This window comes from Psychrobium sp. 1_MG-2023 (assembly GCF_030689115.1).
In the GTDB taxonomy this organism is placed as follows: Bacteria; Pseudomonadota; Gammaproteobacteria; order Enterobacterales; family Psychrobiaceae; genus Psychrobium.
Genome location: NZ_JAUYVJ010000006.1, coordinates 61,954 through 78,898 on the forward strand (window position 1 = coordinate 61,954; position 16,945 = coordinate 78,898).

Genomic DNA, 16,945 nt, shown 5'->3' on the forward strand with positions numbered 1-16,945 from the left:
TTAATTACCTGTTTTCTGTTGTTGGCGGACTAAGGCCCTCGATTGCTGTGTCCCACGATAAAAACCACCGCAGACTAATAAAATAACCAGTGTACTAAGCCACCAGTACCACGTGTTATCAGCTTCGACACTGGATGGCTCGACATTATCTTGCGATGACGAAGGATTTATAGCTACCCCTTCGTCAAGCTGTGCAGAAACCTCAACAATACGGTGAGTTTCAACGATCTCTGAAGATGAGGAGTTATCACCTTTTGCCTTAGCCACAGCAGCAGCGATACCTTGCCATTGCTCGGTAGCCAAGTGTTGTTCAAGCCAAGGTAACATCGAATTATCGGGGTCAGTATGTCCACTTCCCGGCAAACCGTTTAATGCCACTAACTCAGCGAACTCGCTAGCGAGTTGCGCTGTTGTTGTTGCATCGGCTTGCCAAAAGTCTTTATGGATAGCCACCAGCATAATGGCTAACATATTACTTTTGACATGAGCGTTATGCCCCCGCGCTAAAAACTCGTCTAATTGCAATTCATAGCGATCGTCGATATAAACAGCCTTAACCTCTTCCCATGCCCAGTCGCCAACCAGAGTCGGGTTCGTCACTTGCCAACCCCACAAATATTCTAAGAACTCACTACCCATGGTTCTGGCACCCGCATAATCATGCTTCATTTGCCCTTTGAGCCACTCAGGGTTTAAAAAGCGTCCTCGTAATTCTTGGCGTAACGCTAACCCCAATGGCCTAGTTTTCACTTGATTGGGATCAGCGTGATCAATGACAAAGTTATTTGGTGCTTGCCCTGTCAGGGTTTCTACAGTCAAACTTAGCCCGCCAAGGTAATCAAAGGCATCGTTATTATCAATTAAGCCATAGAGGTTGCTTGAACGACCTAGGTAAGTGTTCTCCACATCACCAAGAATACGCTTAAAGGTATTTTGCTGCGGTAGGCCAAATGAATTTAAGCCATAACTATGGCCTAAACGACGCATGAATACATTCGCAAGCTCTTCACGTTTTTCCCAAGCTCCCGAGCGCTCGACTAAACGATTTATCCCAGCGCCATAGCTGCCAGGCGCATCACCAAAAACGCGTAAACTTGCACTAACACCCGCTTCTTCAGCTTTCTGACCACTAGCCAGTAATTCACGGGCATCGTTCACCCAATGAGCAGCTACTTGGTTGACAGCTAAGGACTCTTGACCGCCAACGGCCTCTTTGCCCAAAGGCGCTAATGTATGAGCCAGCGCCAAGGTTAACGCAGGGTAATCGTGGCGAATCGTATCGGCACTGGCATCAATAGCCATAAGTGTTGCTCGATCAAGCAACAACATTTGTTGACCATACAAATCCCTAAAGAGTCCTGACGTAGTAAAAACGACATCACGACGTACGCGTGTTATTTTATCGCCCTTTACGCCTTGTGTATTATTCATCGATTGACGTTTTAAGCCTTTAACTAAACCACGGCTGTTCCAAATTGGCTCTAATCCCAGCATATCGAGGCCAAATGCAATCATCACTCCTTCATCTCGCACAACGTCAGATGCCCATAAGATTAACGCTTCACGTTTTTCTGCTTGTTGGCTGTTATTGTTACGGGCTGATTGCGCCATTTCTTGACCAATTTGCCATGCTGTGCGACTTGGGATAAGCGAACTATCAAGTGCGTAAAAATTTCTCCCTGTCGGCAGGCTAGCCGGGCTACGAATTGGATCATTACCTTGCCCTGGAGAGACATAGCCACCATTTAAACCATTGATCAGCGCATTCATTTCAGCCTGTGGTGACGCGGTTAATTTTTGTAATAGATTTTGTGTTAACGTCTCATCTTGTTGCTCTTGGGGGGTTAACATTGAGTTAATCATCATATCAACCGCGTTTTGTTGCCAGTCTTGACCAAAAATATGCAAGCCCAGTGGCATAAAACGCTCTTGTAAGTCTGTCAGGTAGTGTCCAACCTCATGAACCAACATATCATCATCAACTTCATCAAAGCTTATACCCATAATAGCCAACTCTGCCGACATGGCTTGAGCTAACTCTTCTTTGAGCTCCAACGAGTCCACTTTTTCTCTAATCTGCTTAACTAATCGTGTCGCAACAGCCTCATTACCACTGCCATGGCTAACCTCAAAACTTTCAATCATCTGTCGCAGCTGCAATAGTTCATCATATAACGGGGTGCTCGCTAATGGTGGCGTCAAGTGATCAACCATCACGGCAAGGCCACGCCGTTTCGCTTGAATACCTTCACCGACCCCATCAACAATATAGGGATAAACGCCCGGAACGTCTCCGGCAATAATGCGAGAGTAGTCATCTTTAGCAAGACCGACAGAACGACGCGGTAAAAACTCATAAGTTGAATGCCGTCCTAGGTGAACCAAGGCATCGACTTTAAATTGATCTCGTAAGAAATGATAAAACGCTAAGTATTGATGGGGAGGTGGAAAGGCCAAATTAGCATGTAATAACTCTTCATTGATTTCCCAGCCGCGAGGTGGCTGTGGACCAATAAAGATATTACCGAACGTTAACCCAGGCAGCAGCAGCTTACCTTGATAGGTCATTACTTGCCCTGGCGCTTTTCCCCAACCGCCAAGGCCTTCAATACCTGTTTGCTGTAATGCGGTAATAATCGCAGGGGCTTGACTCATACATTGGGTATTCGCATGCGCCTTAATCGCACTAAGATAACATTGCTCTAGTTTATCAAGTAGCGCTAAGGCGCGAGTGCGTCCCTTATGATCAACGCCCTCTAATAAGTGATGCATTTCTTCCATGGTATGATGAAGAGCATCATCTGCTAATTGATACTCTCCAGCATCAATCGCTGCGCTTAATTGCTCATGCAGTAAACCAAAAGGACCTTGCTCCATCTCTCGCTGAACCGTTGCCGGTAAAGTCTCAAACCATTGACTGTACTGCGTAGTCGATAAATAAGCGATATCTTTACTCATCGCTGTTAAAGCACCAACATCGCGAGGTAAATTAACCCCACGAGCTTGCATCATATCAAGCAGCGCCTGTTGAGATTCAGGTAAATCGCCTGTGTGATAGCCTGCCGCTTTAAGCTCATTTAAGATTTGCCATAATGATGCAGGGACATCTAGGTTATCTGCACCGATATTATGCCGCCCCGGCGGATGATTATAATAAATAATCCCTAACCGCTTTTCGGCATTTTTCTTTTTCTTAAGTTGATACCAACGGTCAATTCGAGTTAATAACGAACTGATGCCACTATGCTCCGCAGTCACTCCTTGTATTCGAATGCCGGTCAATGGGTCATCACTCGCTTGCGCGGCCGTGCTAATGACTAAAGGTTGACTAGCGCCTTGTAATTCAGGCATTGCAACTTGGTAATACACTTTATCTTGCGCGAGTCCGTCAGATGAAAGTTGGCGCTCAATCGCTGTGCGATCACGCAACTTAATCGCTTTAATCACCGGAACATTTAATTGAGTTAAGACCTTAGTCACGGCCTCACGCCCTTCACCACCACCAATGACAAAATCTTGTAACATCACCACCGCACTTAATCGGTGCTGTATAGTCTTTAAGTGATTGACCGCGTCAACTCCTGCCTTCCCCCAGTGAGCTAAAGCACCTAAGCACTGTTGGTCATAGTTAGTATGTGCTTGCTGACACAATTCGCGTAACAATTTAATATCAGCTGGTCTTCCGCCTCCCGCATGGTCAATAATTGCGATGATCGGTCGCTTAGGATTAAGCTTCGCTAGTTCCACGTCGGTTAGTTGATTATAAAAGGTATCAGCCAAATACCAGCTCAGCTGTGGGCTGGGTGTAGGCGCTTGAATAGCTAGCGTTTCATCACCAAGCTGATTGAAAAGCCAGGCAAATAAATGTGCGGTATTGTCACTGCCACCCGCTTTCCAATAACCACGCGCCTGCAACCAAACGTGTTGCCTTGGGTAACGCTTTAATTGCTCTTGGAGTTCTTGAGAAAAGTTTTTGCCAGGTTGCGACTTAGCTATTTCGCGCAATTGTGCCCTATCAGGAAATAACTGCTGGCCATTAAACTGACTTAAAGCAACAATTCGATGATCACTATTGATTAATAGTTTGTCACGCGGGTATTGCCCCAATAACGACTTTAAGTTGGCTACACTAGCACCATATAGGCCAAAGCCTAAAATGGCACGGCTATTATTGATTAACTCAGCTCGCTGCGCTTTAGATAATTCCCATAGCTGAACATCACTGCGCGCGACGATGGTTAAGTGAGACTTTTCAGGATAAGCAACACGAAATAGCCGTGCAGCTTCAGCAATAGTTTCAGCATTACGCTGTGAAGTAAGTACCAGCAACTGATTTGACTGAGCAACTAAGTTGAGGGAACTTAGCAATAAAGCAACGAATAAGATGATGCGCATAGAAAACTCTTCTTTGATGACAATACAACAAGCGAGAATTTTTTGGCACACCCACAGAGACCTAAGCTATCTACTATAAAATAGCTTATTAACTGAGATAATTTAATGCACAAAATCGAGTATTCTCGCTCGATTAAAGGTGGGTTATCTGTGTCATGTATCTGGCTTATATCGTTTTCCCTTTTAGGAAAACGATAAATACAGTTGCGAGGACAGCTTCGGATTAAATGCGTGATACCGAATTCCATGATGCCAACATATCGTTAGCGCACAGCCACTGCAGGACGTTGTACAGTTAGCAGCGCTTGTTGTCAAACACCATGGTTATATTTATTCGAAATAACAGTATGTTGTAGCTGAATTAAAAGTCACTATTTTTCACTATTGATTGCAACTTGCAACGCAATCAAACACTGATTAGTGCCTTCAAAGTCATAACTATTAATGAGTTTTACAACTTGATTACTCTTTTCCCTATAAGCCGTATTGGTCAGCATTGAATTAAGCTCTTCAATCTTATTTTTAGCATTAAGGTCATGCTCCGCCACACTGGCTATCGACTCTTCGAGTAATGTTAAAGCAATGCTTTTGTCAAAGTCGATACTCTTTACGTCTTCACCGTTTTCGCTAACCACATCAGCCAGCGATTTAATCACTGGATTTAACTCTGCAGCTGTCTGCTGTAATAGAGAAGTTATAAGTTCAGCATCGTCGCCATTACAGGCATGTTCTAGCTGTTCAGCAATTTGATAAACCACTTGCGAACCAATACTACCAGCGGAAGCCTTTAAGGAATGAGCTAAGCGGTGAGCACTTTTTTGATCGGTCGACTGTTGCGCTTGAACAAAATCACTTTCAAAGTTTCGATAACTTTCATAAAAACGCTGTAATAACTTGGCATACAACTTTTTATTCTGCTGACAAATTGCCAGCCCCTCAGACGCATTAATACCTTTAATAGAAGAGATATCAAAGGGCTCAGATTCGCCATCATCTAAGCCACTCTGACCATTACTGTTTGATGGGTGTATCCATTTTGCCATGGTCCGAAACATCAGATTAAAGTTAATTGGTTTGGCAATATGATCGTTCATACCGACCGATAATACTTTTTCACGATCCCCTGTCATTGCATTAGCGGTCATAGCAATAATAGGCAGCCCTTGCAGATGATTGATATTACGTATTTTTTGAGTCGCTGTATAACCATCCATTATCGGCATTTGGCAATCCATTAACACACCATCAAAATCCTGCTTTTCAATAATATTTAAGGCTTCTTGACCATTATTAGCTAAGGTTACCTTAAGCCCATTACTGGTCAAAAGTTCAATAGCAAGCTCTTGATTTATTTCATTATCTTCAACAAGCAAAATGTTAGCCCCCTGTAATCGTTTTACAGCGTGCTCTGTTTCCCCATGGCTCTTGCCATTCGTGCCATCAATCGAAGCAGTTTGATTTAACGCTGGCAGAATTGCATTGAGTAAATTTGAAGGGGTCACGGGTTTATTTAAGAAGCCTTTAATATCTAAGTTTTCCGCTGCGATACCCACTTCATCTCGAGAATATGCAGAGACCATAATGATGGTTGGTGAATTTTTTATCTCAGAGTTTTTTTGAATTGCTTTAACCGTTTCAACACCATTCAGCCCAGGCATTTTCCAATCCATCAAAATAAACTCATATTTCTGGGCCGTTTTATTTTCCAGTATCTTAATCGCTTCTTGACCTGATTTAACGGCATCAACTAAGAAACCAAAATGACTCAGCATTTCATCCAATATTTCAATTGATGTCTGATTATCATCAACGACTAGAATACGCGTCCCCTTATAGTTGCTCGATAGTTGAGGTAAGCGCTCTGTCTGCTCATGCTGTTTAATCAGGTTGACTGTGAAATGGAAAGTACTACCAATACCAGGCTCACTATCGACCCATATTTCCCCGCCCATTAACTCAGTGAGCTTTTTAGAAATGGCTAAACCTAAGCCAGAGCCGCCATATTTTCGAGTGGTTGAGGTGTCTGCTTGAGAGAATGACTGAAACAGCTTTTGCAACTGTTCCCTTGTCATTCCAATGCCACTGTCCTTTATCGAAAAGAGTAACTCCACACTATCATTCGTCTCATTGGCCACATCAACAGAAATGATAATCTCTGAATTCTGCTTGGAAAACTTGACGGCGTTATTCCCTAAATTTGTCAGAATTTGTCCTAAGCGCAGTGGATCGCCTATCAGCGCTGTAGGTACTTTGGGAGAGACTCGATAATAAAGTTCGATATTATTATCTTCCGCTTTTAAGCCAACGAGACTGGCCAGGTTATTCATTACATCTTCTAGGCGAAAATCGACCGCTTCAATATCTAGCTTCCCAGCTTCAACTTTAGAAAAGTCTAAAATATCATTAATTATTCCGAGTAATGACTCTGCACTACGATTTACTTTTTTAATGTAATTCTTCTGCTTGGGATCAAGTTCAGTCTCTAATGCCAAGTGGCTCATACCTAATATCGCGTTCATCGGCGTTCTAATTTCATGCGACATATTAGCTAAAAAGTCAGACTTAGTTGAGTTTGCTAATTCAGCTTTATTTTTAGCATCGTTTAAATCTTTAGCGAGCATTTCCATCGTTACTTGTGATTTCCGTACGACTAAACCAAGGATGATAATAGTCACGATAAAAATTAAGCCTATATAGAGTAATGTATCCGCCATACTTCTAGCAGAGTCCATATCCGTTGTACGCAAGTCTCGAGTTGTACTTAGCAGTTCGTCAGCTTGTAACGCCGACGCAATCATAGCTTGGGCCACGGTTTCCGCCTCAATGGTTACAGCTTCAACTTCGATAAAGTTATTAAGATAAGTATTAATACTGGGAATAAAGTTGACAAAGACTTCTTTTTCATCGGCCTCTATCAACATCGACTCAATGTGCTTAGCTCGCACAATTATTGAGTTAAGCTCAGACTTCACAGTGATGGCGAAAGCCTTTTTTGCCTCAACCGTTTTGGCTAATGCAAAATCGCGATCCACTTGTCGTGCACGAGTTAAGGCTGATAGGATGGAGTCTACGGTATTATTTAGCTCTACTCGTTTTGCCATTAAATCTTGCGTATCTGATACTTGGCGTTGCATGCGAGTTAACACAAAGTTTTCATTATTACGCAGTGCAAACGCCGTATTAATTAAGTTAGTGGCGGTATTATCGAGATTGATTTGTTCAGGAGAATCTAAATCAAAAGCGTCTCCTCCTTTCTTTTGTTTAATGCTTTTTAACGCATCAATATACTCTTTATACGCTAGCTCCATCTCGGTTAGTAACTGTAGACTGTTCTTGTCCTCAATTCTCAGCTTCAACACCTCAATAATGTCATAAAGCTTACGTATTTCATTAACTGCTAAAGAGTATTCTGAGGCATCTCGGCTCATTAAAAAGTTACGTTCATGCACGCGCGCGAGCTCTGCTTGAATCACCACCTCATAGGAATTAGCAGAGTTTTGCGAAATATCGAGCATGTTTTGGCGATAGAGGCGAACAGCCTGTGTATCAACATCTATATATTTTTGCTGGGTATTTTGTAGCTCATCTGCAATAATTGACGCATTAATCGCAGCTTGTACCATATTGTCTCGTGATTGTTGGCTTTGCTTGCGTAATTGAATGAAGTTTAAAAAGCCCGATTGATAGCTTGTTAGTGCTACGACGAGCTTTTCTAAATTTTGTTGGTTTTGTTTGTCGGTATTTTGGACATTAAACTCTCGCGCTAAACTAATAGTCTTAGCGATAACCTCTTTGGCTAAACTTTCCGACTCACTGCTATTATCCCGAGTGAAAGTCAACTCATGCAGCCTTGCGTTATCAAGTAAATAAACCATTTCACCCGCAGCAACATAACGGTCAACTGAACGATAAAGATTACTTAAGCTGGTATAACCGATAACTCCGGTTGTAAACAATAAGAACACAACAATGCCAAAGCCGACTAGAATTGTTCTGTTCTCATGGGCTTTCTTATCTGCCATGCTTGCTCCTTGTTAGATATCGTCGCTTATTGGTTTAATTTGCATCCCAGATTAAAATTATCCAAATCAACATCGCCGTTAAAGCGACTATTCATCTGCATACTTTTTCTGTACCTCTCTGACCTCAGGTAAGCACGTTAAGAATGTAGGGATTAGCTCAGGGTCAAAGTGCTTACCCGCCTCCGTGTTCAAATACTTTAATGTCTCTTCTTCGGACCATGCGTGCTTATAAGGTCGCTCAGACATTAACGCATCAAAGACATCCGCAATCGCAACTATTCGCGCTGAAATAGGAATATCCTTTCCACTTATGCCGTTAGGGTAACCACTGCCATCCCATTTTTCATGGTGGTAGATAGCCACTTCTTTCGCAAGTTCAAGCAAAGCATAGCCATGGTCGCCAAGAATAGTGGCGCCATAAACGGTATGAAGCTGCATGACTTCCCACTCTTGAGGAGTTAATTTTCCAGGCTTATTCAAAATATGATCTGGTACGCCTATTTTTCCTATATCGTGCATCGGTGCCGCATAAAATAGTAGTTCACACCACTCTTCATTCATCCCATGTGCTTGTGCCAATAACCGTGAAAACCAACTCATGCGAATAACATGCATCCCTGTCTCATTATCTTTATACTCTGCAGCTTTACCAAGGCAACGGATAATCTCCAATCGCGATTGAATAAGCTCATCGGTACGCTCTTTGACTAACGACTCTAAATGTCGTGACTGATCGTATAACTTGATGTGAGTAGCAACCCTAGCCATAACAATCGGAGGGCTTATAGGTTTTACAATATAATCAACAGCCCCTAATTCAAAACCTGTTTGCTCCATCTTTATTTGGGTTTCAGCGGTAACAAAGATAATCGGAATAGCTGCTGTGTCAGAGTGTTTTTTCAAGTAACGACAAACTTCATAGCCGTCCATGCCCGGCATGTTAATGTCGAGTAATATGAGGTTGGGTTGTGGATTATTTTGACAAATTTTAATTGCATCTTGTCCATTAAGGGCAACTTTCAATTGATAATGGTCTTGGAGTATTCCCGACAAAATATCGATATTATCAATTTGATCATCAACCAATAAGATTGTCGGTTTATCTGCTGTTCCCATCATTGCACTCGTTTAATGAATTAAGTTAAGCGAACTAATAGATCATCAGATGTTGATTGCACCTTTAACACCATAACAGCAACAGTATTCGTACCTAGCTTCCTTACTCTATAAAACGATGCTAAGCAGTTAGCACTCATGGGAAAGGTTAAAACATCAGAGATTAACACTAAGTATAGCAGCCAATCTAAAAAGGCTAGCGCGAGAAGAAAAAAGCTAAATTAAGAATGTGATTTAAACTCCCAAACAAATAAATGAATCATAGTTCATCTATTTAGAAGGCTAAGTAGTCCATAGTATTAACAACCTTCATGTAAATAAATGTTCACAGACTATAATTAAGCTAATCGGTTTAAGAAGGTAGACGGGTAATGACTCAACCTGATACATTAACAAATACAAATGAATAGCCAACTTAACGCTGTGAAAAGAAGATTCTATCCGGGTATTGTAAGCTTAACTCTAGGCTTGGTGATTACTCTGTATATTTGCTTAAGCTTCGATAAAGTCAATGAGCCTATTGATTGGCTAAGTTTTTATAGTGAAGGGACTATGACTTTCACTTTATTACTTATCCTATTTAATCTTTATCAAATCAGTCGAAATAGAAAAATTTTCCGCATTATTTATGCCGGCTTCTTAATGCTGTTTATCTCTCAATTGATCGATGCACTCGACGAGCTCTATTATCAACCTTATCTCTTTTCGGCGATAATGGAGGAAATTCTTGAGGTATGCGGTTTATGTTTGGTCTTTTGGGGAATGCAAAGACTACTCAAATACACCAGAGATCAACACAAAGAATTACAGCACCAAGCAGAACGAGATACACTCACCAGCTTATTTGTCCGTCGGCCGTTCATGAAACGTAGTCAGCTTAATTTTGACAAGTTTAAGCAAGGGCAACAAAGACTCTCTTTGTTATTGCTTGATATTGACTATTTTAAGAATGTTAATACTAATTATGGTCATTCTGGTGGGGATATGGTGTTAAAAAAGTTAGCTCAACACCTAACAAATGAGATCCGCTTTAATGATGTAATCGCCCGTTGGGGTGGTGAAGAGTTTATTGTATTACTTCCTGAATGTGAGCTGCCACAAGCCAAAAAAGTTGCCGAAAAACTACGTGCAACCACCCAAAACTTACTTATCCCTGCACACAATAAACAAATAAAAATAACCATCAGTATAGGTGTAACGGAAGCTTGTTCTTCAGATCAATCAATCGAAACGGTCATCGAGAGAGCCGACAAACACCTTTACCTTGCGAAGGAACGTGGCCGCAATCAAGTGGTATCAAAACCTTAACCAACAACGCCCATCATCAATATCCATAGCCCTAATACGGTTTTTAGTGCTTTCGTTGAAATCATTCCAGCTAGGGTTTTCGCTAAAATTCCCCCAATAATTGCACCGGGGCCGGCATACATCGCCACATCCCAAACCGTCGCACTGTTAAGCCATAGGTGTTCCGGCGCTGCCGACCATACGGTAATAGCAGTTACCACCACGGCCGCTGCAATAGACAACGCAATATTAAAGCCACGAAAAATAAGATATAGCACTAAAATTTCACCTACCCCAACCGAGAGCCAAGCAGTGATTAAGCCTCCGAAATAGCCAATCAGCAACAGCGCTCCGTAGTCAAAGGTAGAGAGGCGAGTTCTAGGTTCAGGTTTGGCTTTAATAAGATAAATTTGTGCTAGTAAAGATAATCCCAGCACGATAGAGAACAAACTGAATGAATGAGCTAAACTGGCGGGCGCATCCACTAAGCCACCATAGACACTCCAAATTCCCAACACAGAAAACAGCGCTGTCATTACGACAATATTAAAAAGCGGACTCCATTGTTGGTCAGCATAATGATGCTGACGATAGTGCAAGCTCCAAGTAATAGCACCAGCAGTCATACCAAAACATTGAATACTAAAACTGGTCGATAAACTTTGCGCTTCACTAAAGCCTAATTGTGAGAAAACAGGAATAAAAACGACTCCGCCACCTGCGCCTGAAAGGTTGGCAAAAATAGCACCGACGATGCCAAGTAAGCTACTGAGCGTACTTTGCGCCATAGCCGATAGCGACTCTTGAGATAAATTCGCCCACATTAGCCAAGTCAATGCGATCACACCAGGAATCACTTTCCAAAAGGCCAACAAGCCTTGTTCAAGATAAATTTGTTTGGTACGTACAATGACTCGAGACAACATCGATAAACACTTTAATCTGCTTAATTACTCGTTATTCTACTTTAGAAAGGTAATGATGAAAAATAATCTGTCCACATCATGTTACATAAATCTTATTTTTTAACCTATATTCCAGTGAGAGAAACTAGCAAAAAGTCTAGTGCTTACGCATAATAGCCGAGTAAATTTTAGGAGAATAATAATGAAATTAAAACAACTTGCCAGCGCCGTTGCTGTTGCGCTCGCACTGAGTGCTTGTAGTGGCGTCGTTCATAACAATAATAACCAAGCTTCTGCTGTTAGCGCACCGGCTGCTAATAAAGTATTTACTCAAGACTATGTATTAGAAGAGCTAGATAACGGCTTACGAGTAATGGTAGTAAAGACTGACTACCCTGATTTAGTCTCTATCCAAATTCCAGTATCAACGGGTTCTCGTAACGAAGTCGAAGCAGGAAAGACGGGCTTTGCTCACTTCTTTGAGCACATGATGTTTAAAGGGTCTGAAAAATACCCACAAGCTGTTTATGCGGACATCTTTAAGAATGCCGGTGTGGATAACGGTGCCTACACCACCAATGATTACACCAACTACCACTTAGACTTTTCTAAAGAGCATTTAGAAACGGTATTGAAAATCCAAGCGGATCACTTCCAAAACCTGAGCTACACTGAAGCACAGTTTAGAACGGAAGCGTTAACGGTCAAAGGCGAATACTTAAAAAATAACGCTAATCCAATCCGTAAGTTATTAGCAGCGGTTCGCCATAAAGCGTTTGATACTCATACGTACAAACACACAACAATGGGCTTTTTTGAAGATATTGAAGCAATGCCAGAGCAGTCAGCTTACGGTAAAACCTTCTTTGAGCGCTTCTATAAGCCAGAATATGTATCACTAGTCATTGTTGGTGATGTTGACCCTAGCGAGACCATGGCTATGGTTAAGAAGTACTGGGGCGAGTGGCAACGTGGGTCATTCAAGTCAGAAGTTCCTCAAGAGCCAGCTCAGCAAGCACCTCGTTACCAACATGAAGTTAATGCAGGTTTGCCTGGTCACTGGTTATTAGTGTCATTCAAAGGTTCTGACTGGCAGCCAACAAAGAAAGATCGTGCAGCATTAGATCTTATATCTGAGCTTTATTTCTCAAGTAACTCAGCGCTTTATCAAGAGCTAGTGGTAGAGAAACAATTAGCCAGTCAAATGTTTGTTTATAACCCTGAAACTAAAGATGCGGGTTTACGTCATGTCTTTGTAAAAGTTGATGATGAGAAAAACTTAACTAAAGTTCGTGATGCAATCAATAACACCTACGCAAAAGTCCGTGTTGAAGCGGTCGAAGCAGATAAGCTAACTAAGCTTAAGTCGAACCTAAAATACAGTTTTGCTAATGGTTTAGACTCTTCTGAAGCCATTGCTGGCACATTAGCCTCTTACATGCACTTCACTCGTGATCCTGAAGTTATCAACCATTTATACAACAGCTTCGATAACATCACACCAAGTGACATTAAACAAGTTGCTAATAAGTACTTTATCGATAACAACCGTACCACAGTCACCATGTCAGCACTCGATAAGATCGCTGGTTTTGAGTCAGAAGTAAGCGTTGATAAATTAGTGGCGACCATGGCGAAAAAGCCAACAGAAATCACTTTCTCTGTGTTAGATAACAGCAATGACTCTCCATTAGTTGATGTGAACGTTTTATTCTACACCGGTGCTGCCGCTGATCCTGTTGGTAAAAAAGGTACAGCTGCATTAATGGCTAGCATGCTCACTCAAGGCGGCTCTGCAACTAAGTCTTACCAAGAAATCAAGAAAGGCTTATACCCATTAGCAGGCAGCTTTAGAGCTCAGCTAGATAAAGAGATGATCTCTTTTAGTGGCCGTGTTCACAAAGATAATGCCGCAGCATGGTATGCGTTAGTGAGCGAACAGCTACTTAATCCAGGCTGGCGTGAAGATGACTTTAAACGTCTAAAGAAAGAACTTATCGATAGCATTAAATCTGGTTTAAAAGCATCTAATGACGAAGAACTAGGTAAAGAAGTCCTTTATAGTGAGCTGTATCAGGGTCATAGCTACGAAAGCTATAACTACGGCGACCTTTCTGATTTAGAAAGCATTACCTTAGCTGATTTAAAAGCGTTCTATAAATCACAGCTAACTCAAGCTAAATTAAACTTGGGCATCACAGGTGCAATCCCAGCCGCAGTGAAAGCCGATTTATTAGCTGATTTATCGACATTACCTAAAGGCAGTGACAGCCGTTTAGCCATCGACAAAGCGCCTAAGCTTGACGGTCATCATGTGACTATTGTTGAAAAACCAGCACAGTCAACAGCGGTTTCGTTCGGTTTCCCTATCGAGACATTACGTAGCGATAAAGATTGGGCTGCGTTATGGTTAGTGCGTTCTTACTTCGGCGAACACCGTAGCTCAAACAGCTACCTATACCAAGAAATCCGTCAAAAGCGTGGCATGAACTATGGTGATTACGCGTATATCGAGTATTTCCCACGAGGTATGTTCCAAACTAAGCCAGATGCTAATCTAGGTCGCTCTAGCCAAATTTTCCAAGTATGGTTACGCCCACTACGTTCAAACAACGATGCGCACTTTGCAACACGTGCTGCGTTATTTGAGCTAGATAAGCTAATTGCTAATGGCATGACCGAGAAAGATTTTGCAGCAACACGCAACTTCTTAACTAACTATGCACCACAGTTAGTTTCAAGCCAAGACAAGCAGTTAGGTTACGCACTAGATAGCAAGTTCTATAACACCGATGAGTTCGTTGGTTACGTTCGTAAGCAATTAGCGAACCTAACCCTAGCCGATGTGAATCGTGTGATTAAAGAAAACCTACAAACTGAAGATATTCATTATGTGTTTATCTCTGGTGATGCTAAAGACATGAAGCATCGTTTAGTTAATGAGACACGCTCAACGCTGAAATACAACAGCGATAAGCCTGCAGACTTATTAAGTGACGATAAAATCATTCAAGACTACAAACTAGCAATTCCAGCGAAAAATGTTGAAGTTGTTCCTGTAGATAACGTATTTAAATAATACCCTAACTACCTAAATCACGAGCCGCCCCTGAGAGCTATCACGGGCGGCTTTTTTGTCTCTAGCCTAAACTGACATTGACCTAAATCACTCTCACCGGCAATTAGGTTGCTATAGTTATATTGTGAGAAGTGGTAGATGGGAACAAGTGATGAAAGATAAGCAGCGGATTCGTTTATTACAGGTAGTCATGGTGATTGGACTCGGCTTAATCTTGCTTGGGCATTACTTTATCAGTTATGCCAACTATCCCGAAAAATATGGCGTGACAGGCATCATTATTAGTGCAATGTGCGTTGCAGTTGGGATCATTATGTCCCTACCCACAAAAATCTATCTGACTATTTTACTGATGCGCTCTGAAGAGCCTTCAGCGCAAGACCCCTGTTCTAAGGACAACAACATAGAGCGCTAACTCGCTGTAACTTATAAGCGCTGATCATAGCTCTTTACAACGCGTTAATACTTTATCCGCCGATAGCCCACAGCATACATACCCACTGCAATGTGTGATAACAACGCGTCGCGCCAGGTCATGCTAACGAATAAACATACTAAGTTAATTATTCGATACCAGCATTCAACAGATCGTTAGAGATAATTTATCCGTCGCTAAAAATGGTAAATCATTGTTTTTTTGTTGTTTACATTGAATATGTCATTCTAATTATATATAAATAATAACTCTGATTTTAAATTAACCAGAGTAACATCAAAGATATATAATTTTTAGGAGTATTAAATTATAAGAAAACGGATTTCCATTGACTAGATGTACTTGCAACTATGTCACTGACTGCAAAAGCGACGACATGTACATGTTCAAGTGGGCAGATACAGTGCACATTGCGGTAACACTAAACACGAGAGTACAGCACCTTTAACTGTACTTTTTAATAAGGGATTTATTAAGGATATACAACATGAATAAGCTCATCCTATCAATTGCAGGTATCTCAATTGTAGGTTTTCTGGCATATACTAACTCGCAAGATAACACCAATCATTCGCAAAGCTCTGTTGCTAAGAATACAAAGCAAGAAAAGCCATTAACAGACGAAGATGCTAGTAATCTCCTAGCCTTTAATGAACAAACCAGTGATGCTTCTAAACCTAGTAGTAAGACTAGTAATTCAACAATAGCAACGAAAAGCACTAATTTTGATAACTTCTTAAGTTCAGATGCATTTAAAAATACCAACAATTTAAATAATGCATTCGTACTTTCAGACAATCAGCTATCTAGCAAATCTATTGAAACTGTTTTTTCCGGTAAAGATTTTGGTAAAGCAATTGAAGTAATACAGGAACTAGAAAAAGACTCTGATAGCTGGCAAAGGGAAGATGCCCTACGTGAACAGCTTACTTCACTACTTGGTAACAAGTTCCAGTCAGAAACTTATTCCTGCAATGGAAGACTATGTCTTATTAAGTTTGACTATGAGTTATCAGATATCAACGAAGACACCTTGAATAAAATTAGTGATTTTGGCAGTAATTATACGTTCTCAAAATATACAAAAAATGATAATGATCTAATGACTTATAAAGGTTTATTTATAAAAACTGATGATCCATCCAAGATGGTGTGGGATTTAAATAACTAAATTTAAAGCAGATATAAGTAGTCAGTAAGTTCACTTTCAAGACATAAAAAAAGCACCCAAAGGGTGCTTTTTTTCAATATAACACATGTTGTTCGCTAGAGGCTTAGCCTTTTTTACGAACCATCTCTAGAACACGTAATTGCGCTACAGCGTTAGCTAATTGCTTAGCCGCTTCTGCGTAGTCCATGTCGCCAGAGGCTGTGTTAATGTTTTCTTCAGCAAGACGCTTAGCTTCTACAGCAGCAGTCTCATCAAGGTCGCCACCACGGATAGCAACATCAGCAAGGATGTTAACTAGACCTGGTTGGATCTCAAGGATACCACCAGAAAGGAAGATAATTTCTTCCTCTCCATTCTGTTTCACTAGGCGTACCATACCTGGCTTGATGCTCGTTAATAATGGAGCGTGACCTGGCATAACACCTAAATCACCCGCTTCACCAGAAACTTGTAGAGATTCAACGCGACCAGAGAAAATTTCTTCTTCCGCGCTTACTACATCAAGATGTACAGTCATAGCAGCCATAGTAGTCT

Annotated in this window: 9 protein-coding genes and 1 riboswitch; of the genes, 4 read left to right on the forward strand and 5 right to left on the reverse strand. The window is 41.4% G+C overall.

Annotated elements, in window-relative coordinates; genetic code table 11:
- The 3 genes from Q8W26_RS04670 to Q8W26_RS04680 all read right to left on the reverse strand — a co-directional run bounded on the left by Q8W26_RS04670 (window position 1) and on the right by Q8W26_RS04680 (window position 9,536).
- A complete protein-coding gene (locus tag Q8W26_RS04670) occupies window positions 1-4,395 on the reverse strand; it encodes a cobaltochelatase subunit CobN (RefSeq protein WP_101213570.1) in 4,395 nt (1,464 codons plus the stop codon).
- Between the two features lie 134 nt (window positions 4,396-4,529).
- A riboswitch (cobalamin riboswitch) is annotated at window positions 4,530-4,670 on the reverse strand.
- A gap of 96 nt (window positions 4,671-4,766) precedes the next feature.
- Window positions 4,767-8,417, reverse strand: coding sequence for a response regulator (locus Q8W26_RS04675; protein WP_101213569.1), 3,651 nt, complete (start codon window positions 8,415-8,417; stop codon window positions 4,767-4,769).
- 87 nt (window positions 8,418-8,504) lie between these two features.
- On the reverse strand, window positions 8,505-9,536 hold the full coding sequence (locus tag Q8W26_RS04680; protein WP_101213568.1) for a two-component system response regulator: 1,032 nt from the start codon (window positions 9,534-9,536) through the stop codon (window positions 8,505-8,507).
- A 399-nt stretch (window positions 9,537-9,935) separates the two neighbouring features.
- On the opposite strand from Q8W26_RS04680, the gene Q8W26_RS04685 reads away from it, so the two are divergent.
- A complete protein-coding gene (locus tag Q8W26_RS04685) occupies window positions 9,936-10,841 on the forward strand; it encodes a GGDEF domain-containing protein (protein WP_101213567.1) in 906 nt (301 codons plus the stop codon).
- Here the strand turns inward: Q8W26_RS04685 and Q8W26_RS04690 are convergent.
- Window positions 10,838-11,746 (reverse strand): sulfite exporter TauE/SafE family protein, encoded by a 909-nt coding sequence (locus Q8W26_RS04690; RefSeq protein WP_101213566.1) that lies wholly within the window; start codon window positions 11,744-11,746, stop codon window positions 10,838-10,840. The two genes, Q8W26_RS04685 and Q8W26_RS04690, sit on opposite strands and share 4 nt — an antisense overlap.
- A gap of 181 nt (window positions 11,747-11,927) precedes the next feature.
- On the opposite strand from Q8W26_RS04690, the gene Q8W26_RS04695 reads away from it, so the two are divergent.
- The 3 genes from Q8W26_RS04695 (at window position 11,928) to Q8W26_RS04705 (ending at window position 16,411) form a co-directional block, all read left to right on the forward strand.
- The gene (locus tag Q8W26_RS04695) at window positions 11,928-14,804 is read left to right on the forward strand and encodes a pitrilysin family protein (RefSeq protein ID WP_101213565.1); all 2,877 of its coding nucleotides are present in this window, start codon (window positions 11,928-11,930) and stop codon (window positions 14,802-14,804) included.
- Window positions 14,805-14,955: 151 nt separating this feature from the next.
- Entirely contained in the window at window positions 14,956-15,219 is a 264-nt protein-coding gene (locus Q8W26_RS04700) for a hypothetical protein (RefSeq protein ID WP_101213564.1), read from the forward strand.
- A gap of 508 nt (window positions 15,220-15,727) precedes the next feature.
- Window positions 15,728-16,411: a hypothetical protein gene (locus tag Q8W26_RS04705; protein WP_101213563.1), complete on the forward strand. Its 684-nt coding sequence runs from the start codon at window positions 15,728-15,730 to the stop codon at window positions 16,409-16,411.
- A gap of 103 nt (window positions 16,412-16,514) precedes the next feature.
- Here Q8W26_RS04705 and Q8W26_RS04710 read toward each other — a convergent pair whose 3' ends face one another.
- Window positions 16,515-16,937 (reverse strand): F0F1 ATP synthase subunit epsilon, encoded by a 423-nt coding sequence (locus Q8W26_RS04710; RefSeq protein WP_101213562.1) that lies wholly within the window; start codon window positions 16,935-16,937, stop codon window positions 16,515-16,517.
- Between the last annotated feature and the right edge of the window lie 8 nt (window positions 16,938-16,945).